General features: G+C 60.2%; 20 protein-coding genes. 8 read left to right on the forward strand and 12 right to left on the reverse strand.

The window, feature by feature from the left end:
- Window positions 1–164: 164 nt before the first annotated feature.
- On the reverse strand, window positions 165–830 hold the full coding sequence (locus tag DHV10_RS05875; protein WP_109485321.1) for a response regulator: 666 nt from the start codon (window positions 828–830) through the stop codon (window positions 165–167).
- A 198-nt stretch (window positions 831–1028) separates the two neighbouring features.
- Here DHV10_RS05875 and DHV10_RS05880 point away from each other — a divergent pair, with 198 nt between their 5' ends.
- Window positions 1029–2303, forward strand: a complete 1275-nt coding sequence (locus DHV10_RS05880; RefSeq protein ID WP_162601231.1) for a serine hydrolase domain-containing protein — start codon at window positions 1029–1031, stop codon at window positions 2301–2303.
- Window positions 2304–2534: 231 nt separating this feature from the next.
- Here DHV10_RS05880 and DHV10_RS05885 read toward each other — a convergent pair whose 3' ends face one another.
- Complete coding sequence (locus tag DHV10_RS05885; RefSeq protein ID WP_109485323.1) at window positions 2535–3197, reverse strand: KdsC family phosphatase; 663 nt, start codon at window positions 3195–3197, stop codon at window positions 2535–2537.
- Between the two features lie 539 nt (window positions 3198–3736).
- Between DHV10_RS05885 and DHV10_RS05890 the strand changes: the two genes are divergently transcribed.
- Entirely contained in the window at window positions 3737–3928 is a 192-nt protein-coding gene (locus DHV10_RS05890; RefSeq protein ID WP_109485324.1) for a C1orf53 family protein, read from the forward strand.
- A 10-nt stretch (window positions 3929–3938) separates the two neighbouring features.
- On the opposite strand, the gene DHV10_RS05895 is transcribed toward DHV10_RS05890, so the two are convergent.
- On the reverse strand, window positions 3939–4853 hold the full coding sequence (locus DHV10_RS05895) for an SDR family NAD(P)-dependent oxidoreductase (protein ID WP_109485325.1): 915 nt from the start codon (window positions 4851–4853) through the stop codon (window positions 3939–3941).
- Between the two features lie 782 nt (window positions 4854–5635).
- Here DHV10_RS05895 and DHV10_RS05900 point away from each other — a divergent pair.
- Window positions 5636–5986, forward strand: a complete 351-nt coding sequence (locus tag DHV10_RS05900) for a helix-turn-helix domain-containing protein (protein WP_109485326.1) — start codon at window positions 5636–5638, stop codon at window positions 5984–5986.
- A gap of 217 nt (window positions 5987–6203) precedes the next feature.
- On the opposite strand, the gene DHV10_RS05905 is transcribed toward DHV10_RS05900, so the two are convergent.
- On the reverse strand, window positions 6204–7094 hold the full coding sequence (locus DHV10_RS05905; protein ID WP_109485327.1) for a rhomboid family intramembrane serine protease: 891 nt from the start codon (window positions 7092–7094) through the stop codon (window positions 6204–6206).
- Window positions 7095–7416: 322 nt separating this feature from the next.
- Here DHV10_RS05905 and purH point away from each other — a divergent pair, with 322 nt between their 5' ends.
- The gene (gene purH / locus DHV10_RS05910; RefSeq protein ID WP_420818735.1) at window positions 7417–9021 is read left to right on the forward strand and encodes a bifunctional phosphoribosylaminoimidazolecarboxamide formyltransferase/IMP cyclohydrolase; all 1605 of its coding nucleotides are present in this window, start codon (window positions 7417–7419) and stop codon (window positions 9019–9021) included.
- Window positions 9022–9215: 194 nt separating this feature from the next.
- Window positions 9216–11375, forward strand: a complete 2160-nt coding sequence (locus tag DHV10_RS05915) for a tetratricopeptide repeat protein (protein ID WP_109485329.1) — start codon at window positions 9216–9218, stop codon at window positions 11373–11375.
- Window positions 11376–11458: 83 nt separating this feature from the next.
- On the opposite strand, the gene DHV10_RS05920 is transcribed toward DHV10_RS05915, so the two are convergent.
- The 3 genes from DHV10_RS05920 to DHV10_RS05930 form a co-directional block, all read right to left on the reverse strand.
- Window positions 11459–11923 carry a hypothetical protein gene (locus DHV10_RS05920; protein ID WP_162601233.1) on the reverse strand — a complete coding sequence of 155 codons (465 nt, stop codon included), beginning with the start codon at window positions 11921–11923 and terminating at the stop codon, window positions 11459–11461.
- A 65-nt stretch (window positions 11924–11988) separates the two neighbouring features.
- A complete protein-coding gene (locus DHV10_RS05925) occupies window positions 11989–12390 on the reverse strand; it encodes a hypothetical protein (RefSeq protein ID WP_204101334.1) in 402 nt (133 codons plus the stop codon).
- 330 nt (window positions 12391–12720) lie between these two features.
- Window positions 12721–13707: a substrate-binding domain-containing protein gene (locus tag DHV10_RS05930; protein ID WP_109485332.1), complete on the reverse strand. Its 987-nt coding sequence runs from the start codon at window positions 13705–13707 to the stop codon at window positions 12721–12723.
- Window positions 13708–13981: 274 nt separating this feature from the next.
- Here DHV10_RS05930 and dgt point away from each other — a divergent pair, with 274 nt between their 5' ends.
- Window positions 13982–15142 (forward strand): dGTP triphosphohydrolase, encoded by a 1161-nt coding sequence (gene dgt, locus DHV10_RS05935; protein WP_109485333.1) that lies wholly within the window; start codon window positions 13982–13984, stop codon window positions 15140–15142.
- A 501-nt stretch (window positions 15143–15643) separates the two neighbouring features.
- Here the strand turns inward: dgt and DHV10_RS05945 are convergent.
- From DHV10_RS05945 to DHV10_RS05960, 5 genes are all read right to left on the reverse strand, one after another.
- Entirely contained in the window at window positions 15644–16318 is a 675-nt protein-coding gene (locus tag DHV10_RS05945; RefSeq protein ID WP_162601235.1) for a Crp/Fnr family transcriptional regulator, read from the reverse strand.
- A 1118-nt stretch (window positions 16319–17436) separates the two neighbouring features.
- Window positions 17437–20031, reverse strand: a complete 2595-nt coding sequence (locus DHV10_RS28470; protein WP_476703837.1) for an outer membrane beta-barrel protein — start codon at window positions 20029–20031, stop codon at window positions 17437–17439.
- Window positions 19923–20747, reverse strand: a complete 825-nt coding sequence (locus tag DHV10_RS27690) for a carboxypeptidase-like regulatory domain-containing protein (protein WP_239461301.1) — start codon at window positions 20745–20747, stop codon at window positions 19923–19925. Before DHV10_RS27690 ends, DHV10_RS28470 begins: the two co-directional genes overlap by 109 nt.
- Before the next feature lie 271 nt (window positions 20748–21018).
- The gene (locus DHV10_RS05955; RefSeq protein ID WP_109485336.1) at window positions 21019–21786 is read right to left on the reverse strand and encodes an SDR family NAD(P)-dependent oxidoreductase; all 768 of its coding nucleotides are present in this window, start codon (window positions 21784–21786) and stop codon (window positions 21019–21021) included.
- A 56-nt stretch (window positions 21787–21842) separates the two neighbouring features.
- A complete protein-coding gene (locus tag DHV10_RS05960; protein ID WP_109485337.1) occupies window positions 21843–24293 on the reverse strand; it encodes an ADOP family duplicated permease in 2451 nt (816 codons plus the stop codon).
- 121 nt (window positions 24294–24414) lie between these two features.
- On the opposite strand from DHV10_RS05960, the gene proC reads away from it, so the two are divergent.
- Window positions 24415–25269 carry a pyrroline-5-carboxylate reductase gene (gene proC / locus DHV10_RS05965; protein ID WP_109485338.1) on the forward strand — a complete coding sequence of 285 codons (855 nt, stop codon included), beginning with the start codon at window positions 24415–24417 and terminating at the stop codon, window positions 25267–25269.
- 103 nt (window positions 25270–25372) lie between these two features.
- Window positions 25373–26470 carry an acyltransferase family protein gene (locus tag DHV10_RS05970; RefSeq protein WP_109485339.1) on the forward strand — a complete coding sequence of 366 codons (1098 nt, stop codon included), beginning with the start codon at window positions 25373–25375 and terminating at the stop codon, window positions 26468–26470.
- The last annotated feature ends 81 nt before the right edge of the window (window positions 26471–26551 follow it).

A 26551-nucleotide genomic window follows, 5' to 3' on the forward strand; every position in this document is an offset into this window, starting at 1 on the left:
CGCGGGCTTCAGCCCCTGCGGGATGGTTCCCTTCGCAATGATGCGTTCTCACGCACGCACTTCAGCCCCTTGCAGAAAACATCATTTCCAGGCTTCCCCAAACGAGAAAAGCACCCCCGCGTCTCGCGAAGGTGCCTCTCTGATCCCCTCGGAATGTTCTTGCGCTACGCCACGCGCCCGAGCTGCACCTGCGTCTGCGCCTCGGGCACGATCTCCGTCACCGGAGAGTCCGCCGCATCGCACGTAAACTGCACCACCGCCCTGCACGACGGACAGTGCGCATGCAGCGTCCCATCGTCGCACCCCGAAACATTCGCCACCGAGAAAGCACGAAGGCAATCGGTGCACGTCAGCAAAAGCACGGGAACGCCTCGCCCATCAAACCCCGATCGCGCGCTCTGAACCCGAGGCGGCTGGCACGGATGGTAGTTCGTCGGCCGCTTGAGCGGCTTGTACATCAACTCGCGGATCGTCTCGATCAACTCGTCTGGAAGGCTCTGCCCCTTCGGATAAAACGCATCCGCCATCACGCCTGCCGCATAGCTCTGGCTCAGGTCGTAGGCGCCGCTGGTCGCAATCGCCGGAATCGCCGGAAACCTCCGCCGCACCACCGACAGAAACTCGATCCCCGACATCCCCGGCATGTGCAGATCCGAGATGATCAGGTCCGGTGTCGTCCTCCTGAGCTCGACGAGCGCCTCGATCCCACTACCCGCAGTGACAACCTCGAATCCTTCTTCGCTCAGAATCAGCGACATCACTTCCCGCATCGCCGCGTCATCATCCACAAACAGAATCGTCGCTTGAGAATCGTTTGAAAAGCTGCTCAATTGTTGACCTCGCCCCCTGGAAAATGGCCCTGGAATATGCACTTCGAGATTCGTAAGCAGGAACGGAATTCAACCCGGGCGCAAGATCCACTTGCAAAATCGGATGCGCAATGTTTATTGCTGGATGCCCGCTATCCAACCGGCTCCCGGCTCCGCGCATCTGAAGGTCGCCTCGTCCCCTGCGTTTATGATGGCCCCATGTTCAGCTATGTTCGTTCGTGCGCGGCCTCAATCGCGGTCGTGGCCCTCTATTCATTTGCCGCGTCGATCGGTGCGCAACCAACTCAGAACAAAGTCGGAATCGAAGTCTTTCGCCCTCACTTCCGGTCAGTTCTCGAGCATCACGGCATAGTCGGCGGCGGCTTCGCTCTCGTGCACGACAAAGCCCCCGCGGAGACTCTCGTTTTCGGCGAAATGGCTTCCGACTCGCATCGTCCCATCGACACCGCCTCCGCCTACAACTGGGCCTCCATCACCAAGACCATGACCGCCATCGCCATCCTCCAGCTTCGCGATCGCGGCAAGCTCTCCCTCGACGACCCCGCCGTCCGCTACATCCCTGAACTCCGCGAAGTCCACGACCCATTCGGCTCCATCGACGCCATCACCATCCGCCACCTGCTCACCCACAGCGCCGGGTTCCGCAACCCCACCTGGCCCTGGGACTGCGACGATTCCAAGAACTGCGACTGGCAGCCCTTCGAACCCGCGAAGTGGTCCCAGGTCGCCGCCATGCTCCCCTACACCCACATCGCCTTCGCGCCCGGCACTCGCTGGAGCTACTCCAACCTCGGCTACGTCTTCCTCGGCCAGATCATCGAGCGCCTCTCCGGAGACGACTTCGAGGTCTACATCGACAAGAACATCCTCAAGCCCCTCGGTATGACCGAGAGCTACTTCGACCGCGCGCCCTACTTTCTCGAAAGCCACGTCTCCGCGAGCTACCTTCGCGCCGGCGCCAACCTCACCCCGCAGCCTTTCAACTTCGACACCGGGATCACCACATCCAACAGCGGCCTGAAAGCTCCCGTCACCGACATGGCAAAATACGCCCGTTTCCTCATCGGCGAACCCGGCAATTCCCTCTACGAAGTTGTCCTGAAGCGCAGCTCACTCGAAGAAGCCTGGACCGGTGTTCTGCCCGTAGCCGAACCCGGCCAGCCCGCTACCGCCTACACCGCCGGAGCCAACGGCACCCCGCCCATGATGGGCCTCGGCTTCTTCATCCTGAACAGCAAAGGCCACCGCTACATCTATCACGATGGTGACCAGGGCGGCTTCTCCTCCGAGCTGCTCATCGATCCCGCGGATCACTGCGCCAGCGTCCTCATCGTCAACACCACCGACACCGGCGCCCCGCCCGCAACACCCGAGCTCCACCCGCAATCCAACACCGAGCCCGACGCAAAAACCGACCTCCGCCAACAGCTCCGCACCATCCTCATCCAGCAGGTATTCCCGACCGCGAAGTAGACCGGTTTCAAACAATGTTTGAAAGGGCACGAGTTCAGTCGTGCCGAAAAGCCCCGCCAAGTGACGTGGGCTTTAGCCCCTGAGGTATGTTTCTGGCGTCCCCGCATTCCCCAATAGCATTTCCAGCAAGCTGTTCAGTCGTGCCAAGAAATGCTGCCGGAGTTCAATGGGGTGTTAACCCCTGCAGGATGGTTCTGAATCGTATCCAAGCGCCTTTGAAACATGTTCAAGCTACATCGACCCCTTGCCGATATCCATCGCCGGCGAAATCGGATTCCGTTCGTCGATATACTCCTCGATCGTCTTCTCCAGGATCCCCTTCGCCTCGAGAATGAACTCCACCGCGTCGCGCCCCGCGCCATACCCGCCCGCATTCGGAGTCACATAATGCGCAGCCGCCTTCACCTGCGCACGCGCATTCGCCACCGCCACCGCAAATCCGCACTCGCGCATCACCGGCAGATCGATCACGTCATCGCCCACATACGCGATCTCCTCGAGCGTCACGCCTTCCTTCTGCATGATCTCCCGCACCGCCTGCATCTTGAACGCCTGCCCCATGTACACAAACTCAAGCTTCAAGTCGCGCGCGCGTGTCGCCACCGTCTCGCTCACCCGCTTCGTAATCACGCCGCACTTCATCCCGCCCAGCCGCGCCAGCGAAATCGCCGTCCCGTCATGCGCGCTGTACCCCTTCGCCTCCATCATCGTCGACGAATGCACGCCGAACCCGATCTGTCCCTCGTGCTTCGACAGGTGCGCCTGCGTCGCCTCGCTGCTCGATCCAGCATTCGGCGCCGGCACCAGCCAAATGGTCCCATCCGTCAAAACGCCATCAACGTCAAACAAAATCACTTTGATACGGCGTGCACGATCCTGCGCAGTCACTGTCATGCTCCGATTCTAAATTGCACTGCGAACTAAAGCCGTAGCGCCGGGCTCACAGCGTCCGCGCCAAAAAAGGAGGAGTCAGCAATCTGACTTCAATCATGCTGTCCTGCCGCACCCTTCAATAATGCTGTCCTGCGGAACCCTTCAATCATGCCGTCCTGCCGCACCCTTCAATAATGCTGTCCTGCGGAACCCTTCAATCATGCCGTCCTGCCGCACCCTTCAATAATGCTGTCCTGCGGAACCCTTCAATCATGCCGTCCTGCCGCACCCTTCAATAATGCTGTCCTGCGGAACCCTTCAATCATGCCGTCCTGCCGCACCCTCCGCATCACAAGAAGCGTCAAGGCACGACTTCAGTCGTGCCGAACAGAGGCATCAAGAACTTCGGGCTTCAGCCCCTGCAAGAGCTCGATTGGCAAGAAGGGGAGGGCATCATGCTGCTGAATACTGCACGAACATTCGTGTACAGCTTTAGCCGCGCGGGCTCTCTTCAGCCTCTGCCTCACCGAATGCGCCGACTTCTCTGCGAAAATTGAACAATGGACAACGAGTCCAAACCGCAGCCCGCGCCGCCGAAAGCCCTCGACCCCGAGGACTACTACTTCGACGGCCCCTACATGGTCTTCACCGCGGCCTACCTGCTCAAACGCGGCACCTGCTGCGGATCAGGCTGCCGTCACTGCCCCTATCGCGGAACCGATCGCGACCGCAACAAGCCGAAACCCGAATAGCTCCCGCTCATCACGCCTCATCCTGCGCCGAATCCTCATCACCACTCTCACCCGCAAACTCCCACCCACCCTGCTCCGCCTTCTGCGCGATCTCCGGCAAGGGCTCCGCAGGGGCCTCCGTAATCGACAGCCCAGAGATCGACTGCCCCGGAACCTGCCCTGAGCTTGTCGAAGCGCCTCCCGACTCTGAAGACCCGGGTTGTGTGATCTCGTCACCCTCTGCCCCCTCCCGCGCCTCGCCCATCTCCACCCTCCGGCGCGGCGCAGACTGCTCCAGAATGAACAGCACCATCCGCGCAAAATCCTCCGGCTCCAGCGGCCAACCCGCCGTCCCCTCCGGCGCAATCTCCCACCGATGATGCAATCCCGTCTTCACCAGCCCCGGCTGAACGCACGACACCAGCACATCCCCATCACCCAGCTCCGCCGCCAGCGCATCCGACAGCACCTCCACCGCCCTCTGCGTCGCCGCATACGGCGTAGGGCGCGAACTGCTGCCCACCGTGCTCGACACATTCACCAGGTGCCCCGCCCCCTCAGAGACAAAGTGCTTCAGAAACACATATGCAACGCGAAACGATCCCTCCACATTCACGCGGATCATGCTAGTCAGCCGCTCGATATCGACCGTCTCGATGATTCCCGCCTCATACAGCGCGCCGTTGTTGAAGCAGATATCGCAGCGCCCAAACCGATCCAGCGCCGCATACAGCAGCGTCTCCGGTAGCTCCTCGTTTCCCAGGCTGCCCTCGATCACCGTGCACGGCCCCTTCAGCTGCGCAGCCAGCGCGGTCAGCTTCTCCATCGAAGGCGCAGTCAACACCAGCGAGTACCCGGCCCGCGAGAGCTCCTTTGCCACCGCCGCTCCCACTCCCCCGGTTGCCCCTGTAATCACCGCTACTCGCGCCGTCTCGCCGCCGTCCATTTCATCCCACCCGCTTCAGAATACGCGGATCAGGCGGCCTACAGAATTGAGCACTTTGAGTCCAGAACGCGCCGAAAACAAACCTCGGGTTTCCCATCCAAGCTCTGCTTGAGTGGGAAACGAGAATGCTGATCCCTCAGAGAGCCACAACGAACTTCACGTACCCCATTCAAGCGGGTGCCCCAGGTCCCTCGCAATTGGGGACCTGGGAGAGATTCCGCAATCGCAAACAAACCTCGGGTGCCCCATCCAAGCTCTGCTTGGGTGGGAAACGAGAATGCTGATCCCTCAGAGAGCCACAACGAACTTCATTTACCCCATTCAAGCGGGTGCCCCAGGTCCCTCGCATTTGGGGACCTGGGAAAGATTCCGCAATCGCAAACAAACTTCGGGTGCCCCATTCAAGCTCTGCTTGGGTGGGGAGAGAGAATACCGGTGCTCAGAAATCATGACCCTATCACTGCTGGTCTCGCAAGAAGCGTCAGGGCACGACTTTTAGCTTGCCCTGAGCGAAGGCGAAGGGTGCCGGAACACGTCCACCAGGATGATCCGCGGGCTTCAGCGGACGAAACGTTGACTAAATCTCATCAGCCACGGAGCATTGATCCACAGCAGACACGCCCTGTTTACTACTTGGTTTACACGATGGTTACTCTCGATGCCGCGTACCCGGTTTTCCGCTTGCGCCCGAATCACCCCATGTTTACTCTTACGCCAATACCTCAGTGGTAGCTACCGTGGAGCCTGTTCAGTGCACGGGGAGCGGAAAGGCTTTAAGGGTGATGAAGATCGGCACCACCATCCGTGCGCACCGCCTGCAAAAAGGACTCTCTCAAGGCGACATCGAAAAGAAAACAGGTCTGCTCCGCTGCTATCTCTCCCGCGTTGAGAACGGACACACCGTTCCCTCGCTCGACACCCTCTCCAAAATCGCCCTCGCCCTCGATCTTCCCATCGCTCAGTTCTTCGCGGAAGACTCGCTCGGCGGCCACATGAACGGCGCTCACCTCAGCGATGACGAACTCCGGTTCCTCACCCAGATCCGCCGCTACTCCACCAACCTCAACGACAGCGATCGCAAGCTGCTGCTCGCCATGGTCAAGAAGTTCGCATCCACTGCAGTGGCTCGGTAAGAATCGTTTCAGGCCTGAGCGGGGCTTGCTCACTGGAGGCCAGTGACACCAAAACCCCCTTCAGAAAACACTCCAATAACAAGAACGCATCGCGAAGCAAGAAGCCTCAGGGCACGACTTTAGCCGTGCCGTATGCCGACTTGGAAAGAACGCGGCTTTAGCCGCTGCCTTGAACCTGCTCATCAATCCCGAGATGAAATGGGCTCAACGCCCGCTCTCAGCTCAGCACCCGCGAGATATAAAACCCGAACAGCACCAGGATCCCGACAATCATCCCCACCGCCACCTGCAGCCGCGTCAGAAACACCGGCTTTGGATTCCCGATCCGCGGCACCATCGGCGCAGCAAACAGCAGCCCGCACAGCACTCCGCCCAGGTGCGCGGAATTATCGATACTGATTCCCGTTCGCGACGAAACCACATCCAGGCTGATCGTCAATCCGATCACCAGGTTGATTGCCGCAAAGTAGATCACCGACTTCCGGAGCCTCTTCAACTCATCCGGCGGCACCGGCAGCCGCGGCGACTTCAGAAGCACAATCAGTGCCCCCGCAATCCCAAACACCGCGCCCGAAGCTCCCGCCCCCGGCGAAAAATACTGCGCCGGATCGATACCCGCCGGAACCTGCGGCAGGATGGAAGCAATGTGCCATCCATTCCAAGTCACAGACAGCAGGTTCCCTGCCGCACCCGTCAGCACGTACACGGCGACCACGCCGAACGAGCCCATCAGCGGCTCGGCCAGCAATCCAAGATTCCACAGGCACCACATATTGGTCGCCAGGTGAATAATTCCCACATGAACAAACATCGCCGTCACGACGCGCCACCACTCCGCGTCCGCCAGCACTGAACCCGCGTTGTTTGCGCCCCAGTGCATCAACTGCTCGGGTGAGGGACTCAATCCGCTCACATGCCTCAGCAGCATCAGCACAAACACCGCAACGTTGACCCCCACCAGCACGTACGTTGCCGGAGCAGTCTTCCAGAACGATCGCCGCCTGCGCACAACGGGCTGCGGCGTCGGAACGTTCTCCGCGTCCGGCCGCAGAATCTCAGGCTCGCGCCCTGATTCCTCGTACCCCGAGACCGGTGGAACGCTGCTCATACTCCAACTTTAATTCATCTGCACTCATCGAACCGTGCGCGCGCATCACCGCTACAAACGGTGCAAATCCCCGCACAAATCGCCCCGATCGCCGATCTATCCTATTCTTTTGGTCCTCAGTTTCACACCCACGCAGGTGCCCCATGTCTCCCGCTGTTGGAGACATGGGAAGCAAGAATGACAGGTGCCCCGAGCCTGCCCTGAGCTTGTCGAAGGGTCCCTCGCACTTGGGGACCGGGGATCGACCGATCTAAGCGGGTGCCCCATGTCTCCCGTTTTGGAGACATGGGAAAACAAGAACCCCAACAAAAGGAGACACACCGTGAGCGCAGCACAAGTTGAAGGCCTCAAACCAATCCGCCGAGCCCTGCTCAGCGTGACCGACAAAACAGGCCTCGTCGAATTCGCGAAGACGCTCTCATCTCACGGCGTCGAACTCGTCTCCACCGGCGGCACCGCCCGCGCACTCCGCGACGCCGACCTCGCCGTCAAGGACATCAGCGATCTCACCGGCTTCCCCGAGATGCTCGACGGCCGCGTCAAAACCCTGCACCCCCGCGTGCACGGCGGCCTGCTCTACATCCGCGGCAACGCAGAACACGAGTCCGCCGTCGCCGCTCACGAAATCCAGCCCATCGACATGGTCGTCGTCAACCTCTACGCCTTCGAGAAAACCGCCGCGCAGCCCGGCGTTGCGTTCGGCCACCTCATTGAGAACATCGACATCGGCGGCCCCTCGATGGTCCGCTCCGCCGCCAAAAACTTTGAAGACGTCGCCATCGTCACCCTTGTCTCCGACTACCCCGCACTCACTGAAGAGCTGAAGGCGCAAAACGGAGCACTCTCCCGGAATACCCGCTGGCGTCTCGCAAAGCAGGCCTTCGCCACCACCTCCGCATACGACTCCGCCATCGCCAACACTCTCGACAAGATCGCCGAAGCCCCCGAGCCCGCCCAACCCATATCCGCTGAACCGCAGTCAGCCGCACCGCAGGTGCTCCCAACCACGCTGCGCATCAACATGCCTCTCGCGCAATCGCTCCGCTATGGCGAGAACCCCCACCAGCGCGCCGCCCTCTACTCCGACGGCTCCGGCCTCGGCGTTGCCGGCGCCACCCAGCTCCAGGGCAAAGAGCTCAGCTACAACAACCTCGTCGACCTCGACGCCTGCTGGGAACTCGCCCAGGAGTTCGACGCCCCCGCCGTCATCATCGTCAAGCACACCAACCCCTGCGGTGCCGCTACCGGAAACACAGTCCTCGAGGCCTACACCAAAGCTCTCGCCTGCGATCCCGTCTCAGCCTTCGGCGGAGTCATCGGCATCAATCGCCCGGTCGACGCCGCGGCAGCCGAAGAGATCGCCAAGCTTTTCGTCGAAGCCATTGCCGCTCCCTCCTTCTCCCCCGAAGCCCGCCAGCGCTTCGCCGCAAAGAAGAATCTTCGTCTTGTCGAACTCCGCCCCGCTCCGCCCAAACCGGTCGTCAAAAACATCTCGGGTGGCCTTCTCCTGCAGGACGCCGACACCGGCCGCGTCACAGAAGACGAGCTCAAGGTCGTCACCTGGCGTCCGCCCTCGCCCGAAGAACTCCGCGCCCTCATCTTCGCCTGGCGCGTCTGCAAGCACGTCAAGTCCAACGCCATCGTCTATGCGCGCGACGGCCAGACCGTCGGCATTGGCGCCGGCCAGATGAGCCGGGTTGACGCCGCCAGGTTCGGCGCTCAAAAAGCCGTCCTCTCGCTCCAGGGCACCGTCGCCGCCTCCGACGCCTTCTTCCCGTTCCCCGACGGGCTCGAAGCCGTCGCCGCTGCTGGCGCGACCGCCATCATCCAGCCAGGTGGCTCAGTAAAAGACGATGACGTCATCGCCGCCGCCGACCGCCTCGGCCTGGCCATGGTCTTCACCGGCATCCGTCACTTCCGCCATTGATCGCCGGGTACACCCTGTTACTTGCACCGGCTCAAAACCCTTGACACCCCTGCCGCTTTGCGACTAAACCCGGGTAAAATCGTCTCTAATATCAGGCAGGCTGCGCCCGTGCGCCAGCGCATCAAAGCTTTCAACCGGGCTGGCCGAAATTTCCGCGTCCGTTACGGACAAAAGCCGTTGGATCCCCGAGGATCATGAGAATAAAGACATTAGCGCCATCGTTGGGTTTGTCCTTTGCCGCCTCGCTCCTCGCGGCGCCCGCCCTGTACGCACAGACGCAGAGCGCACCAGCCACACCGCAATCGCCTCCGCCGGCCGCCGCCTCCGCCGCAGTTCCTCCCAAAACCATCCCGGCTACCCCAACCAACGCCGCTGACCCCGCCCGCGCCCAGTCGTACTATCACGCCGCGCTCGCTGAAATCTATGAGGAGCAGGCTATCGCGACGGGCCGCCCCGAGTTCATGCGCCACGCTGTCGAGGAATACAAGACCGCACTCAGCGCCGACCCGAACTCCCCGCAGCTCAACGACGAACTCGCCGACCTCTACTTCCGTACCGGGCAGGTTCGCGAAGCCGAAGCCACCGCGCGCGGCCTCCTGAAAACCTCGCCAAACGATATCGACGCGCATCGCCTCCTCGGCCGTCTTTACCTCCGCCAGCTCAGCGAAGCTCAGAACGCCGTCTCTTCTTCCTCGCCGAGCGGCAACACGCTCGATCAGGCCATCTCCGAATTCCAGAAGATCGTCACCCTCGACCCGAAAAGCGTTGAAGATCGCATGGTCCTCGGCCAGCTCTTCACCGTGAAGCACCAGAACGATAAAGCAGAAGAGCAGTTCAAAGCCGCGCAGGACATCGACCCCGACTCCGAAGAAGTCGTTCTCAATCTTTCCCGCCTCTACGCTGAAAACGGCGACCTGCCCCACGCCGCCAAGGTGATAGAAAACGTCGCCGAAGGTGAACGGACTCCCAAGATGGAGTTTGCTCTCGGCGCCGTCTATGACCAGCTCAAGCGCCCCAAGGATGCTATCGCCGCTTACAAACGCGCAGCCGACATGGATCCAGAAGATGCGCGATCCCTCGGTTCTCTCGCGCAGGCTCTTCTCAATGACAACCAGCTCGATGAAGCCCTGAAGGCTTACAAGCAGATCGCCGCTGCGGACCCTGAAGACGCCGGCACTCTTGTCCACATCAGCGAGATCCTCCGCCGCCAGGGCAAATACGATGAGGCCCTCGCCACGGTCAAGAGAGCCGTCAAGAAAGATCCCGACTCCCTCGAAGCCGGCTACAACGAAGGCCTCCTCCTCGACGTCCTCGGACGGTACGACGAGTCCGCCCAGGTCTACGAGCACATGGTCGACCTCACATCCCATGCCAACGGCGCGTACACCTCCGACGAAAAGAACAATCGCGCCATCTTCCTCGAGCGCCTCGGATCCGTTTACCACGAGCAGAATAAAGTCGACGAAGCCATCGCCACTTACCAGAAGCTCATCGATCTCGGTGGCGAAAGCGCTCTCCGCGGCTACCAGAGCGAAGTCGATGTCTACCGCGACGCCCGCCAGTACGACAAGGCCATAGCCGTCTCGCGCAAAGCCGTCGAAGCCGACCCTAAGAATCGCGAGCTCAAGCTGATGCTCGCCGGCGAGCTCGTCGACGAAGGCAAAGACGAAGACGGCATCAACATGGCCAAGGGCATGCTCACGAACTCCGACAAGGATCGGGAAGTATGGATCGCCCTGGGCCAGATCTACACCCGCCTGCGCCGTTGGAAGGACGCTGAAGACGCGCTCAACAAAGCCACATCGCTCACCTCCAAGAAGGAAGACAACCTCTACCTCTTCTTCCTCAAGGGCAGCCTCGCCGAGCGTCAGAAGCACTTTGAGCCCGCAGAGCAATATTTCCGTCAGGCTCTGCAGATCGATCCCAACAACTCAATGGTTCTCAACTACCTCGGCTACATGCTCGCCGATAAAGGCTCTCGCCTCACTGAAGCCCTCAAGATGATCCGAAAGGCGGTTGAGATCGAGCCCATGAACGGCGCTTATCTCGACTCCCTCGGTTGGGCCTATTTCAAAATGGGTCAGTACGAGCTCGCCGAAACCAACCTCCGCCAGGCCGTCGAGCGCACCCAGACCGACCCAACCGTTCACGACCACCTCGGCGACCTCTACGAGAAGACTGGACGCATTCGCCTCGCCGCCGCGCAGTGGGAGATCTCGGTCAACGAGTTCTCCAAGTCAGCCTCCGCCGACATCGAACCCGCCGAAGTCGCAAAGGTCCAGAAGAAGCTCGACACCGCTCGCGTTCGCCTCGCGAAGCAGGACAACGCCACCGGCGCCACCAAACCCGAATAGATCCTCATCCAGACACACGAAGGGCGGCCCTCACTGGCCGCCCTTCGTGTTTACCGTCGTTGGCTGAGGAATGCCGGCGCGCACTACGCTACGTGAGCTAGGTGGGCCGTTTCGCTTGTGGGCAATGTTTCAGCCGTTGGCGGGATCGTCTTGTGATGCAGCGATCGCTTCACAATAAAAACTTCATCAAGATAAAGCCGCGCGTTCCCCTCGCAATCCAGAAAACCGACATTGCTCTCGCGGCACAGTGTCTGCGCTTCTTCTGACATCTTCGGTGCAATCAGAATCGGGATCACCACCACCCCGCGCTCCCGCTGCACCTGCTGCAACTCGGCCACCGCGCGTTTCACATGCGTCAGGTCGCAGTCACAGACCACCCTGCAGGCCAGCAGATGCGCGTGACCATAGATCTCGATATGCCCGAGAATCGTCTTCTCGCCTCGGTGGCCATGCCGGTCCGCGCAGATCTGCTTCACCTTGATGACCGAAATCTGTCGCAGCGTCTCGCGCAGTGCTTCGATCGCTTCAGTCTCCTTATGCCTGTCCATGGCTCCCGCCTCTCTCTGGCACTCGACCAGAAGCGCAATGATGAAAAGGCAACCAAACGGCGGTCTCACCGCCCAAACGAGTTCTCCGCTTCCTCGCAACACCGGCGATCCCCGCCGGAATTCGACTGAGCCGCGGTAATGGCTTCCATATCGGCAAACGAATCGCGCTTTGAAACTTCAGGCCGCAGCCGAAATACGCTTCCGCCCGCCGGCGTCATGGCCAGCCTCACCTGCTTGTGTTCACCCGTCCGGCGAACAACCTTGAAATCAAGCCACTCGCAAAGCCGCGGATCGTGAATCTCCGGCTGTCCATTCCAAAACTCCGGAGACAACCCGCATTGAATCTGCAGATGATCCAGCTGCAGTTCAATCACGCGAATTCCTCTCGGAAAATAACGGCGCACATTCCTCGCACCGATATGCAGTCCGGTGACCTCGCTGCCCTTAAGCTGAGTCTTGACTACCATCGCTCGCACCGGGCCTTCATGGAAGTTTATGCCGACGAGTCGAATCCAACCCAAACTGCTCACGACCTGCAATCCGGCTCCTCACCGGCTCGAACAGCCCCGATGCTGCATATGTTGTACCCGTTTTTGCACAGCGTCAAGTAGCCCGTGACAAGTTATTGAGGAAATAACTACCACATCGATTTAGCAAATTACTTACGCCATAGCGAGCAATTCGCCCGCCACATTGCTCGCATAAAACAAATGCGGCAGCTTCCATCATCTGAAAGCTGCCGCATCTTTCACCTTCATCCAGCCGCAAGATATCTCGCGACTGACTAAGCAATTAACTTACTGGTGAGCCTGCGCCGACTCGATAAATGCATCCACGTTGCGCTTGTCCACCAGCGATGTACCCGTATCGATGAACACCGGGAACGGCGAGAACGCATCCTGGCTGTAGTCCTTCGACAGCGAAGACGGCGGATTGTGGAAGATCCCATCCAGTTGCTTCAGTCCCACATAGCCCATCGTGAATGGCTTCTGCGCCACCGTCGCATTGATCGATCCGCCCTTGATTCCGTCCAGCGTGTCCTGGTTCACGTCCCACGCGACCACCATGCGATCTGTTCCGTTCGCGCGCTTCACCGCATCGGAAACCATCTTGCCCGAAGCGGACTCAAGGCACACAAACGCGCTCACTTTCTTCGGTCCCGTCTGCGCCAGCAACTCCTGCGTCTTGTCGAACGCCGCGCGCGCGTCGCTCTTGATGTCGACCACATCCGCGATATGGATATTCGGCCGGCTCTCCAGCACATCCTTGAAACCTCTCAGGCGGTCTTCCATATTCGGCTGTCCTGACAAGGTGAAAAACACCACGTTGCCCGATCCCCCAAGCTGCTCCACAATGCGGTGACCGCCCATGCGGCCCGCCTCGATATTATTCGTCCCGATGAAGAACAGCCGCTTCGTCCCCGGCGCGTCCGAGTCGATTGTCACAACCGGCACACCCGCCGCGATCGCCGAATCGATCTCAGAACCCAGCACGGAAACATCTGCCACCGAAATCAGGATCCCTGCCGGCTTCGCTGCAACGGCCTTCTGCAGCTCAGCCAGCTCTGCCTGCGGATCGTAGTTCTCCGGCCCCGCTACCTTCGCCGTCACCATGTACTGCGCCGCAGCCTGGTTGAACCCCTTCGCAACCGTCTGCCAGTAGGGCAGCGACATGTTCACGCCCACAAGGTAGAACACTTCCTTCTTCGAATGCCTCTCGCACCCTGTCGTGAATGCCACCCCGATGAGCAACAGCGCCAGCACAACAGATTTCATCGTTTTCATTCTTGCCTCCGGTCCGATCGTGAAAGGTCTTTCCAATGCGCGCAGAACTTCAACGCAGAGCCCGCGCACCTGATAAAAACGGCAGGATGGTACTCCCCAACGCAGTCAATTGTCCATTCTGTCGCACCAAGAATTTATAGCACCCCGCACTCCCCACCTTCGTGATTCCCAACACCTTCACGGAACCATATGAACAAATCCCACGCGACACTTCGCGTGTGCTCAAGCATTCCGCCGCGTTATAACCTGACCTGAGAGAGTTTCATCAATCAGGATGAGCGAATCACCACTCCAGAGCTTCCTTCTACCCCAGCACATCGCCGTGCAGGGCGAAGGAGAGCTCACCTCCCGTCCACACTCCGAGCCCGACCACCCCTACCGCTCCTCCTTCGCGCGCGACCGCGCCCGCATTCTCCACGCCCGCTCCTTCCGCCGCCTCGCCGGAAAAACCCAGGTCTTCTCGCGTATCGCCGGCGACATCCCCGGCGATCACTTCCGCAGCCGCCTCACCCACACCCTTGAGGTCGCCCAGATCTCCCGCACCATCGCCAGTGCGCTCGGCCTCAATGCAGAACTCGCAGAAGCCCTTGCCCTTGCCCACGACATCGGCCATCCTCCCTTCGGCCACGCCGGCGAAAAGGCGCTCGACGAAGCCCTCCGCGAGCACGGCCTCAGCTTCGATCACAACCTGCATGCACTCCGCATCGTCACCTGGTTTGAAGAGCGCTACCCCGCATTCCGCGGACTCAATCTCACCCTCGCAATGCGCGAAGGCATCGTCAAGCACTCGCGCGACTACACCGCCGCCTCGCATCCCGAACTCGCCGACTACTTCCTCGACCTCCGTCCGCCCCTCGAAGCCCAGCTCATCGACATCGCCGATGAAATCGCCTACCTCACCGCCGACTTCGATGACGGTCTCGACTCCGCCATTCTCACCATCGACGACGTCTGCAACCACGTCCCGCTCTTCCGTCACTTTCACAACGAGGTACGCAGCGAGTTCCCCAGCGCGCCTGCCAAGCAGGTCGTCTACGAGTCGCTCAACCGCATCCTCAACGCCCTCGTCACCGACCTCATCGAAGAAGTCCATCATCGCGTAGATGTCACCGGCGCCACCACGCTCGACGACATCCGGCGCGCCCCCGATCGTCTCGCCATGCTCAGCCCCGCCATGGAAGCCGAACGCGCCACCGCCAAGCTCTACCTCTATGCCAACTTCTACAACTCACCCGGCATGGAAGAGGAGCACGACCGCGCCTCCCGCGTCGTCAAAGAAATCTTCTCCATCCTTACCGCAAACCCCAGCCTTCTCCCTCCCGACCATCAGCTCCAGATCCCCACCGAAGGTCTCGCCCGCACCGTCGCCGACTACATCGCCGGCATGACCGACAGCTACATCGATCAGCTCTGGCTCCGCCACTGTCCCAGGTAGCAACTTGCTTACACTCTGATGTACGCTCGCGCTGCCCCGACGACCGGGCGGATCAGGACTGTCATTGCACATCAACGCACGCGTCACCTCGCGCATTGCGCGCGATGGCTCAGGCTTACTCGTTAGAAGTATTGTTTGCGGACAGGCGCAGATCAGCGCCCTCGACAGAACCGTTCAATCACCCGGGAATCTTCACCAGCGCTCTCACAATTCGCTCGTGCAGTTCTTCCGAATACCACGTCGGCCCATACTCCTCGAGCATTCGAAGAACTTCTTCCAGCACATCTCTGAGCTGCGCAACAGCTTCAGCCTCGGAAACATTCGCTTGCTGTTCTGCAATTTTCAGGGAACACCTCAGCAGGCCCCGCATTCAGAAAAGCGCGCCCTTCGCGCAGGTCGCTGCCCAAGTCCAACGGGTCAAGTAATTGTCACACCGATCCCGTTTTCAGGCAAAGGAAAAAACCCGCCCGCAATCTCCGCGCTTTGAGAAACGCCGCCTCGTCAGAAGCCGCTCTCTCCGATGCGCTCAAGGCCCTTTGCGTCCCGCACAATCACCGCCTCCCGCCGAGGCGTGATCAGCCCTTCGTCGCCCCACTTCGAAAGAAGCCGGCTGATCGTGAACAGCGTCGTTCCCGTCATCTGCGCCAGTTCCTCCCGCGAGAGCGCAATCTCGATTCCGCCCTCACATGGCTTGCCGATCCGGTGCTGCAGCCGCAGCAGTGTCATCGCCAGCCGGTTCGCCACGCGCTCCGTCGCCACCTCGCGAAACCGAATCTCCAGTTCCTGCAGCCGCTGCGTCAGGATCTGGTTGAGATTCCGCCCCAGCCGGTGATGCTTGCCCAGCAGTCCCGACAGCCGCGCATGATCCCATACCACCGCCCGGCACCGCTCCACCACCCTGGCCGTGCAGGAGTAGGACCCCGTTGGATCCTCCGCCTGCATCCCGATCGATTCCCCAAACCCGCTCATCCACAGGATCACTTCGTTCCCTTCCGGACTTACCTGGGTGAGCTTCACGCTTCCGCACTCAATTAGCAGCATCGCGTTCGCAGGATGGCCTTGGGAAAAGATGACTTCGTCTGGAAAATACGAGCGAACCCGCCCGCTGAGCAAAATCTCCTGGCTTTCGGCGTCGCTCAGCCCGGAGAAGAGAGAAGCCGATCGAAGCCGGCTCACGTGTCTGTCAAAGTTCGATGGAAGCGACGCAGAAGTCTTGAACGCAACAGAAGCTGCGGAGAGTCGTGCTGGGCCCATTGAGTCTTACCCCCGAGGCAATAAACAAAAGCTGCAGAAAATGCCACTCGTTCGCCGAAAAGGCCGAAGGTACTGCACAAAATTCAACAAAATTTGGAAATGATGGGGAATGAGGAAACTGATCGCTACTTTCGCCTTCCGCGGGACCAAAGTCAATCACCTTATGGGCATCAACCGATGGTCACGCTCCAGCCCGCAAAACTGATTACCAGAGTTCCAGCAGACATTCTCTCGTGAAACGCTATTCTGAGAAAGGCTCGGCTCAGCACGGTTTGAAAGGGCACAGATTTATCCGTGCCGCTAAAGCTCCCGAAGAAAGCCGGGCTTCAGCCCCTGAGGGACGGACCTTTTTGCTGTCTCGCAAGAAACGTCAGGGCACACCTTTACAGCTTGCTGCAAAAGTCCGAAACGGCTGGGTTTTGAAAAGGCACAGATTCATCTGTGCCGATAAGGGGTGCAAATAGAGCGCGGCTTTAGCCGCTGCGGGTAGGAACCTGTCTCACTGAGGGGTGCACCTCAACCGTGGTCAACCCCCAATTCGCGAATACACGCCCTAACTTGCTCATTCCAGAAGGTAAAAAACTCCACTCGCGTTGCAGTTTAATTCGCTCAAATCGTCATACTTGAGATATATGAACCCGCACCGCCACACGATCGGCAACCAGTCTTCTCAGATCCCTTGGTCCCCGCCCCCTATGTCCCTCGTCGCCTCGCCCCCTTGTCACCTCCTCCCCTGCTCAATCGTCCCTTGTCTCTGCTCTTAAATCCTTTGTTATGAAACACCTTGCGGATAAATTCAATGACTAGATACACTTAGCGCTCACCGCGTTCGATAAACCACTGAAACAACGGGACTTCTTTACAAGGTGTATGGGGAGGGGGCGGGGGTACCCGCTGCAGTCGACCAGTGATCCAGCTCACAAGCCGAGGCCTTGAAATCCTGGCAAGCCCGCTCGAAGTGCGACCGTCCTGCCAGAAATTGAGAAGCCGTGCACGCCCTCAGGCTCTGCACGGCTTCATCTCGTTTCACAACCAGTCAGCTAGTACATGAACTTCAGCGCGAACTGCACCTGGCGCGGGGCTTGCGACGCCAGAATGTCGTTGAACGTCGGCGAGCTGATATCGCTGTCCGGCAGTCGGAAGTTTGTCCTGTTCAGAACGTTGAACAGCTCTGCGCGGAACTGGAACTGCTTCGACTCCGTAACCCTGAAATTCTTCAGTGCCGCGAAATCCCAGTCCGCATACGCTGGACCGATATTCACGTTGCGTCCCTCCGTGCCAAACTGCCCCGCGTTGGCATTCGGATCGAGCCGCTGGTACGCGCTCGCATTCAGCCACGCGCTCACTTTGCGAGGACCGTTGTTCGGATTGCCCACAAGGTTTGGCCGCTGAGCCGAGAAGCCCGTGATCTCCGGCGCGCTGCCCTGTGCCGAAACGTCATTCGAGTCGAACACCGTGAAAGGAGTACCGCTCATCAACGTCGCAATCCCGTCCAGGTGCCAGCCGCCGAACGCCGTCTCATACCAGTTCTGCCCCTGGTTCCAGAACGGAAGCGCCCACTCATAACTTGCAACGAATCGGTTGCGCGCGTCGAAGAGCGAAAGCCCCCGCTCCGCCCTTAGGTTGAATGGATTCTGGGCAAGATCGTTTTCGCCCGCAACCGGCTTTGCCGCCGAACCCGTGATGTTGAACGAGGAAACATCGTCGATCGTCTTCGACCACGTGTACGACAACAAGAACGACAGCCCGTGGCTGAACCGCTTCCGCATCGACGCCTCCATCGCGTTATAGGAGGAGTTTGCGATGCCTGCAATCTCGCCCGTCGACGAGTACTTGCAGCTGCTCGGCGAATCCGCAAGCGTGCAGCCCGAGTAAAGCCTCCGCTGATCCGCGTTGCTCGAGTTTGAAATTGGCTGCCCCTTCACCGTCCCCGGAACAAACACCGCCGGATTCGCTTCGATGAAGCGCGGCAGATGCGTGCCCTTCGTGCCGACATACCCGACTTCAAACAGCCAGTCGGAACCGAAAGAACGCTCCAGGTTCAGGTCCCAGTCTTCCGTATAAGGCAGCGTCAGGTTCGGTGCCAGCGTAAGGTTGGTAAGCGGCGTCGAGAACGTCCCCGGCGCAGGAGGATGGCCGTTGAACGGATCCGCAAAGTCCGGCAAGCTCACCTGCGGTGTACCGAGATAAGGTGGTGCGCTGATCGGCGACTGCAGCGGTCCGCCCTGCCCTGTGTAGTAAGGCTCGTAGAAGATGCCGAACGCCGAAGTCAGCAGCCACTTGCTGTCGTTCGTCGGCTGCCACGCGATTCCCACTCGCGGCGCAAACGCCTTCTTGTCCGTCGGGATCAGGCCTGCAGGAACGCCGTGATCGCCCGGATAGAGCAGCCCCGCAGGAGCCTTGGGAAGCACCTGCGACTGCTTGCCCGGCTCAAACAGCGTCATCCGGTTGTGGATCTCCGTGTACGGTTCCGGCAATTCGTAGCGCACACCGGCGTTGACAGTAAATCGCGGTGTCACCTTGTAGGTGTCCTGCACGTACAGGTTCGAGTTGTTCCCGCGAATCCCGCGCGAGAAGTCGCCGATGCCCTGCAGGAATACGACAGGCTGCCCCGTCAGGAAGCTCGCAAACGCATCCGTAACCGGGAACGGCACGAACACGAAGAACCCGTTCGTCGCAATGCCCTGCAGCACGTTGATGTACTGATGCTGGTATCCGCCCCCAAACTTCAGTTCATGCTTGCCGCGAACCCAGCTCAGCGAACCCGAGTAGTCGAACACGTTCTCGTACGTATCCCGTGGTCCGGTGATCGGGTCGCCAACCGTCGCGTATCCGTTCACCTGAATAAACGGCGGTCCGGAAGCCAGTGCGAGACTCGGCGAGTATTGAAAACCGAGCGTCGATGGAGACTGATGATCCTCGCGCTCGCCGAACAGGAACTTGTTCCGCAGGAAGGAGAATCGCCCAATGCCGATCAGCGCCGGAGAAAACGTATGCGTCTCCTGCGCAACAAAGTTCTGCGCCCGCTGGTCCTCGCCCACTGGGAAACCAGGCACGCTCGCGCCTCCTGGCGAGAGCGGATCAACCTGCGACAGCTGATTGAACATGTAGCGGAAGTTCAGCGTATCGTGTGGCGTCAGGTAGTGATCCACCTTGATCCCAAACTGGTCGGAATCATTCTTCAAAGTCTGTGTCGTCGACAGCAGGTTCGTACCTGCATTGGGCAGCGGAAAGAAGCTCAGCAGGTTCTTGGAGACAGGATTGATCTGATTCTGCGGCACCTGGTTGTTCGGGTAGGGTGCATTCGCAAACACGTTAAACAGCTGGTGCTGCGGATTGTTGCAGAACCCGGCCGTGAACCCCTCCGGGCACAGCTCGGAGAAGTCACCCCCACGCTGCTTCACTGATGGCACCGTCGTCAGAGCCGATTCTCCCTGGCGATTGCGGAAGCCCTCGTAAAACCCGAATACGAATGCCTTGTCCTTCTTGATCGGCGCGCCAACTGTGGCGCCAAACTGGTTCTGTTTCAAAGGCTCTTTCGTCTGCGCGAAGTAGTTGTTCGCATCCACCGCATCATTGCGCAGGAACTCCCACAGCGCGCCGTGTACTTGGTTCGTGCCCGACCGCGTAACCAGATTCGTAGTGGATCCCAGCGCGTTCCCGAACTCCGCATTCGCATTATGCGTAATGATGCGAAACTCGCTGATAGCATCCACCGTGGCTTCAACACAAAACCGCCGTCCACGCCATTGAAGTTGTTGGCGCCATCGATCAGAAAGTTGTTCGACTCAGGCCGCTGTCCGTTAACCGCATACCCCTGGCCATTGCGCAGCGATCCGCCCGCTTCAGCAATCCCCGGAGTCAACGGAACGACTCCCGGTTGCAGCAGACCGAGCTGCGAGAAGTTACGCCCGTTCAGCGGCAGGTCCTCAAGTTCGCGCTGCTGCACGACTTTGCCCATGCTCGTCACGGTGGGCTCAATCAACTGCGCATCGGCGCTCACCTCAACCTGCTCAGTCTCTGCTCCCACGGCGAGACGCGGCGAAATCGAAGCAGTCTCGTTCACGTTCAGCGTGATCCCGTCCTGCACGTACTCTCGAAAGCCCTTCGCCGCGACCTGCAGACGATAGTGACCAACTGGAAGTTCCAGAATCACGAAGCTGCCGTTGCGATCGGTGCTGGTTCCGCGCGTCAGACCGGTCTCCGTCTGCCGTGCCGTAATCACAGCATCGCGAACAACAGCGCCGCTCGGATCCGTAACGGTTCCGCGGATATTGCCCGTAATCTGCTGCGCAGACAAACCGAGGGAAGCCAGCAGCAACAGTGCCGGCACACTGAGAAAGGACTTCATATACTCTTCGAGCCTCCAAAAGACTTACAACGCTGGTGTTCGGGTGACACCTGTTGATGTGCGATTTCACGATCCGTACTTCAGAGCAAGCGATTCAAGCACAGGACGCCGCGAACCGGACTAAACCGGAGTTCAGGAAGGTGAACTTTTGCGCGGGCTGCACGGTTGAACACTACTTGTTGACGTGATGCACTGTCCTGCACCCGTCGATTGGCTGCTTACTCAGTCTTTGGATGGAGATTCGCTCTGCGGTCGGGAAAAGTCGACGCAGCTAATCGAATTTCACTCCGGTCAGCTCGGCCAGTTTCTCGACGAGTTGATCCTGAAAGGACGGATCGGAAACATCAGGCGCAGGAGCCTGCACCTTGCGGTGATACCAATATTTCCCGGTGACCGTCGCGGCCGGATCGTCGCTCACCGCGAGCCACGTCTGCGTCTGGTGTCCCATAGCGAGATCGTCTGTCGCGCTTGCTCCGCCCATCTTGGTCGGCACCCATCCCGGATCGACAGCATTGCTCAAGACGTCAGGCCAGCGCCGCGCCACCGCAAACGCGAGCGCCGTCACAAGAAGTTTGCTGTCGCAATAGGCCTGCGTCTGATCCCAGCGTCGCTCAACCCAGTCGACATCCCGCAGCGACGCGCTTCCGCTGCGATGCATGCCGCTGCTTAAGTAAACCAGCCTGCGTGGCCGCTCGATCATCGCCGTCAGACTGTATGGAGCCAGAACATTCACGGCGAAAGTCTTCGCATGACCCTCAGGCGTGGCACTCCGACTCGGGACGCGATAAACCCCTGCGTTATGGATAATCGCATCCATCCGGCCTGCAGCGTTGACCTGCTTCGCGACTTCGCGCGTCTCGGCAGCACTGCTCAGATCTCCGTAGACGACGCCGAGCGATCGCGAAGCAAGTTCCGCAACCGCGCATGCGCGTTCCGTCGACCGCGCATGCAACAGCACCTCATGCCCCTCATCGAGCAGAGTCCGCGCTGCCGCATAACCAAGTCCATCCGTACTACCGGTGATGAAAACACGACTCATCGTATGGCTATGCTAAACCCCTCTCTATACAGACCTGACTTAGGCGGACCTTCGCATCAGTCCGTTCGCAGCGCCTCAATCGGATCCACCTGCGTGGCGCGAAGCGCCGGCAGAAACATCGCCGCCAGCGAAACCACAACTAGAAGAATCGCCGCAAGTCCAAACACGATCGGATCAAAAGCCCGGATCGGGAACGGCGAGTTCTTCACCATCACGCGCGTAAACGCAATCGCCGCAGGCTCCGCAAGAGCGATCCCGCAGACCAATCCGATGCCGATCTGTCTTGCACCGCGCACAATGATCGACCGGAAGATTACGTTCCGGCTCGCCCCGAGCACCATCTTCACCCCGAATTCCCGCGTGCGCTGATTCACCGCAAACGACAACACGCCGTACACGCCTGTAACAGCCAGCATCACCGCGATCGATGCCATCACCAGCACAATACGCGCCAGCGAGCGCAGTGCCTCGGCACTCTGTTCCAGCGACTCCCAGATCGTCTGCGGAGTGTTCATCTGCGTGGGATCGACGGCTTTCACCGCATTTCTAACCGCGACCTCCGCATTCGACGCGTTCCCGGTGAAACGAACATAGAGCTCTCCCTCAAGCGAGTCCGGATCACGCAGCCAATACAAGCGAGGTCCATCCAGAACGCCGAACCGCTCCGACCGAGTATCCGCCGCAACGCCAACGATCGTCAGTTGTCTGCCGTTCGGAGCAACGACCACCTTCCCGATCGGATTCTCCACCGGCCAGAACTCCTTCGCGAAAGCCTGCGACACCACAGCAACCGACGATGCGCCTCCGCCCGCCAAGTCGGATACCGCGAACGCCCGCCCATTTACCATGCGAACGCCAAAGGTCGAAAAGAAGTCCTTCGATACAACATCGAGGGACGCAGGCCTTCCCTGCCCTGCCGTCTGTCCGGGAACTCGAATCTCTGCCGGAGGCGTCTGCCGGAACGGTCGCAGCGTAGCATACGCAAACGACTGCACATTCGGCAGTGCCGCAATGCGCGTTTCCACCGAACGGTAGAAATCGAGAGCCTTCGCCTTATCCTGAGTCGTATCGACATTCAGCGAGACCGACATCGTATGCCGCGTCTCGAATCCCGGATCCATCGCCGTAACCATGCCCGGCAGCCGCGCAAACAGAACCGCCGCGGCCAGCAGCACGAAGCTCATGGCAACCTGCGCAATGATCAGGGTGTTCGTCGTTCGCGACCGCACCGTCGCCGCGCCCTCGCGCCCCTTCAGCGCCGTCAGTAGGTCCAGCTTCCACGCCGCATGCAGCGGAGCCAGAGAGGACACCACCGTGGCAATCAAAATCAGCGCCGCCGTAAAACCGAACACCCGCCAGTCCGGATGCATCTGCGGCACCGCTCCAGATTCCTCCGGGTTGATCGCGTTCATGATGATCTGCGGCACCCGATACGCCACCGCCACACTCAGCGTCCCAGCCACCAGCGCCATCAGCAGGCTCTCGAGCAGCAGCATGCGCGTAAGCCGTGCGCGTCCCACACCGAGCGCAAGCCTGATCGCAATCTCACCTCGCCTCACCACCGCCTTCGATAGAAACAGCATCGTCACGTTGCTGCACGCCAGCAACAGCACCAGCGACAGTGGACCAAGCACCAGAGTCATCATTGCAACCGCATTGTGATGAAACGACGGATTCTCGATGATCGACCCGTTCGTCAGCACAATCGACGTTCTGCGGTTGAACGCCGACACCTTGCGCTGAAGATACGCGCGATCCTGCCGCCGCATGATGGTCTCGAGTTCAGCCCTTGCGTCCACCTTCGAGAACCCCGGCCTCAGTCGCCCTGACACCTGCAGCCACGGCATGTCAGGACTGGTCAGCAGATTGTGGCTCCGGTCCAGCAGTGGCTGCGAAGTATACGGGACGAAGACACCCCCCGCGAGATAGTTCGCTGCATCCGCCGACACCACTCCCACCACCTCAAATGGAAGCCCGTTCAAGTGGATCACCTTGCCGACGATGTGCGGATCCGCGCCAAATTTCGATCGCCAGAAAGCATCGCTCAGCACCAGCACCTGTGCTCCCGCATCACGCTTGCACTCATGAGAGGTGAAAAACCTGCCCATCTGCGGCTGATCGAATCCGACCACATGAAAGTAACTGCAATCCACCAGCACCGTGCCCACCCACTTTGGTCCCTGCTCCAGAACCGCCCCGGAAGGCTGCCACGCCGCTACTTCCTCCAGCGCATGAGACTGCGCACGGATCGCATCGTAGTCCTCAGTCGTAAACGTGGAGTACTGCGCCGACCCGCTGAACCATCCGTCGTACCTTGGGTAAGCCTGCAAAAAGCTCCCGGGATCCTTCCCCGTAGGTGAAGACAGCAGCAGCGCATTCAGCAGCGTGAACACGCCCGCGTTCAGCCCGATCCCGAGCGTCAGGGCGACAACCGCGATGATCGAGAGAAAAGGCGAGCGGCGCACGGACCGCACGCTATAGAGCAGGTCTTGCCGGTTGATCCACATTCGAGCGCTCCCCCGACGAAATGCAAGACGAACAGGTCTCAAAATCCCAAAGAACCTGCCCTCTGGCAAACACAGCAGTTATTCTGATGACGTACCAACACCTCGTTCATTAAGGAACAACATGGCTGAGATAGCCGTCGAGTCCACGCAGGCGCCCGTTCAGATCCCTGACCTCCACGTAGCCGTCCTCGGCGCCGGCAAAATGGGTGGCATCCTGCTGCAGGCCTTCCTCAAGCAGAACCTCTTCGCAGCGGAAAACGTCCACGCCACCGTAGCTCACGCGGAGAAAGCCCTCTCCCGCGCCGCGCAGTGGGGCGTCGACGTCGGCACCGATAACCTTGCCGCCGCGCGCCAGGCCGACTTTATCCTCCTCGGCGTCAAGCCCTTCCAGGTCCCCGACCTCATCGCAGAAATCAAGCCGGCCCTCACGCCGGCCAAGACCATCGTCTCCTTCGCCGCGTCCGTAAAGACCCGCGCCATTGAAGAAGCCGCCGGTATGGAGATCGCCGTCATCCGTGCCATGCCCAACACCCCCTCCGCCCTTGGCGCTGGCGTCGCCGGTCTCTGCCGCGGACGCTTCGTCAAACCCGAGCAGATGGAACTTGCCCAGCGCATCTTCGAGACCGTCGGCCGCTCCGTCATCGTCGACGAAAAGCACATGGACGCGGTCACCGGCCTCTCCGCCTCCGGCCCAGCCTACGTCTACATCATCATTGAGGCCCTCGCCGAGGCCGGCGTCAAAGTCGGTCTCCCCCGCGACACCGCCACGCAGCTCGCCGCCCAAACTGTCTTCGGCGCCGGAAAGATGGTCCTCGAAACCGGCTACCACCCCGCGCTCCTCAAAGACGAAGTCACCACCCCCGCCGGCTGCACCATCGACGGCATCCTCGAACTCGAAGAAGGCGGCCTCCGCGTCACCCTTATCAAAGCCGTAATGCGCGCCACCCAAAGAGCCAAAGAACTAGCCGCCGGCTAAGGCAGAAACATTCGGGTGCCCCAGAGCCTGCCCTGAGCTACGTCGAAGGGTCTCGGATTCTGAGACCTGGGATCCATCAACTCTCGACTGCTAATCTTCCTCTTTGCCCCTCGAACGCCCAACCTGGCTCCCCTCCTTCATCCCCGAGCTTCAGGGGCTGCGCGGCATCGCCGTCCTCGCAGTCGTTTTCTACCACTGCCATCCCCGCTTCGAACACACCTTCCTCTACAAGCCCTCGCTCTGGGGCTGGGCCGGCGTCAACCTCTTCTTCGTCCTCTCCGGATTTCTCATTACATCCATCCTCCTCGAATCCCGACACCAGCCCCACTACTTCCGCAACTTCTACGCCCGCCGCGCTCTCCGCATCTGGCCCGTGTACCTCCTCGTGCTCATCGTCTGCTATCTCAACGCTCCCTGGTTCATCGGCCTGCCCGTCCTAGAAGCCTTCCGAACCGCACCCTGGTGGGCATACATTCTCTTCCTCCAAAATCTCTTCCACATCGCGTTGCCGCCCGCCATCGGACCCACATGGTCGCTCGCAATCGAAGAGCAGTATTACTTCCTCTGGGCTCCCGTCGTCCGCGTCTTCCGCGCCCCCTGGATGCTCGCCGCACTCCTCATCTTCTTCCTCATCGCCGCCCCCATCTTTCGCCTCACGCACCACTCGTGGATCACTCCCACCCACACCCTCACCCACATCGACGGCATCGCCATGGGCAGCCTCCTCGCTCTCAGCCTCTACATGCTTCCGCTCAGCCGCCGTACCTGGCTTGCCATTGGCCTCATCGCCATGCCGATCGGATTCCTCTGCGCAGGTACCATCGCCGGCGGCACAGCATTTCTGGACTCCGCTCTCACAACACTCTTCGGCGGCGCGGTTCTCTCCTCGATCGCATCGACGGGATTCCGGGGACCAATCCACTCCGCATTACGTTGTGGCCCCCTCGCCTACTACGGCAAGATCAGCTACGGCCTCTACATGACCCACATCGCCACCTTCGTCTACTTCGGATGGGTCGACTCCCGCCTCAATTCCTACGGCATCCCCGGCAACCTCGCCGTCATCGCCTTCCGCCTCGCAGCTACCACCCTTGTCGCCACCATACTCTGGTACGGCTTCGAGTCGCGCATCCTGAGACTTAAGCGCCACTTCCACCCCCCCGCCAAAGAACAGCAAAAACAACAGACCTTCTCCCTCTAAGACTCAAGGCCTGAAGGGAGCGCCATCAGCTGCATCAAAGGCGTGCTTGCAGCGCCGTAGCTTCAGCGCAGGCGTGACATC

Source organism: Occallatibacter savannae, assembly GCF_003131205.1.
GTDB classification, from domain to species: Bacteria; Acidobacteriota; Terriglobia; order Terriglobales; family Acidobacteriaceae; genus Telmatobacter; species Telmatobacter savannae.

Bases quoted from the DNA above. Each gene is read 5' to 3' on its own strand.
- proC (WP_109485338.1), top strand. From the start codon at position 24,415: ATGGCTGAGATAGCCGTCGAGTCCACGCAGGCGCCCGTTCAGATCCCT.
- DHV10_RS05900 (WP_109485326.1), top strand. From the start codon at position 5,636: ATGAAGATCGGCACCACCATCCGTGCGCACCGCCTGCAAAAAGGACTC.
- DHV10_RS05895 (WP_109485325.1), bottom strand. From the start codon at position 4,853: ATGGACGGCGGCGAGACGGCGCGAGTAGCGGTGATTACAGGGGCAACC.
- DHV10_RS27690 (WP_239461301.1), bottom strand. From the start codon at position 20,747: ATGAAGTCCTTTCTCAGTGTGCCGGCACTGTTGCTGCTGGCTTCCCTC.
- DHV10_RS05915 (WP_109485329.1), top strand. From the start codon at position 9,216: ATGAGAATAAAGACATTAGCGCCATCGTTGGGTTTGTCCTTTGCCGCC.
- DHV10_RS05955 (WP_109485336.1), bottom strand. From the start codon at position 21,786: ATGAGTCGTGTTTTCATCACCGGTAGTACGGATGGACTTGGTTATGCG.
- DHV10_RS05930 (WP_109485332.1), bottom strand. From the start codon at position 13,707: ATGAAAACGATGAAATCTGTTGTGCTGGCGCTGTTGCTCATCGGGGTG.
- DHV10_RS05920 (WP_162601233.1), bottom strand. From the start codon at position 11,923: ATGGACAGGCATAAGGAGACTGAAGCGATCGAAGCACTGCGCGAGACG.
- dgt (WP_109485333.1), top strand. From the start codon at position 13,982: ATGAGCGAATCACCACTCCAGAGCTTCCTTCTACCCCAGCACATCGCC.
- DHV10_RS05880 (WP_162601231.1), top strand. From the start codon at position 1,029: ATGTTCAGCTATGTTCGTTCGTGCGCGGCCTCAATCGCGGTCGTGGCC.
- DHV10_RS05885 (WP_109485323.1), bottom strand. From the start codon at position 3,197: ATGACAGTGACTGCGCAGGATCGTGCACGCCGTATCAAAGTGATTTTG.
- DHV10_RS05905 (WP_109485327.1), bottom strand. From the start codon at position 7,094: ATGAGCAGCGTTCCACCGGTCTCGGGGTACGAGGAATCAGGGCGCGAG.
- DHV10_RS05890 (WP_109485324.1), top strand. From the start codon at position 3,737: ATGGACAACGAGTCCAAACCGCAGCCCGCGCCGCCGAAAGCCCTCGAC.
- DHV10_RS05960 (WP_109485337.1), bottom strand. From the start codon at position 24,293: ATGTGGATCAACCGGCAAGACCTGCTCTATAGCGTGCGGTCCGTGCGC.
- DHV10_RS05925 (WP_204101334.1), bottom strand. From the start codon at position 12,390: ATGGTAGTCAAGACTCAGCTTAAGGGCAGCGAGGTCACCGGACTGCAT.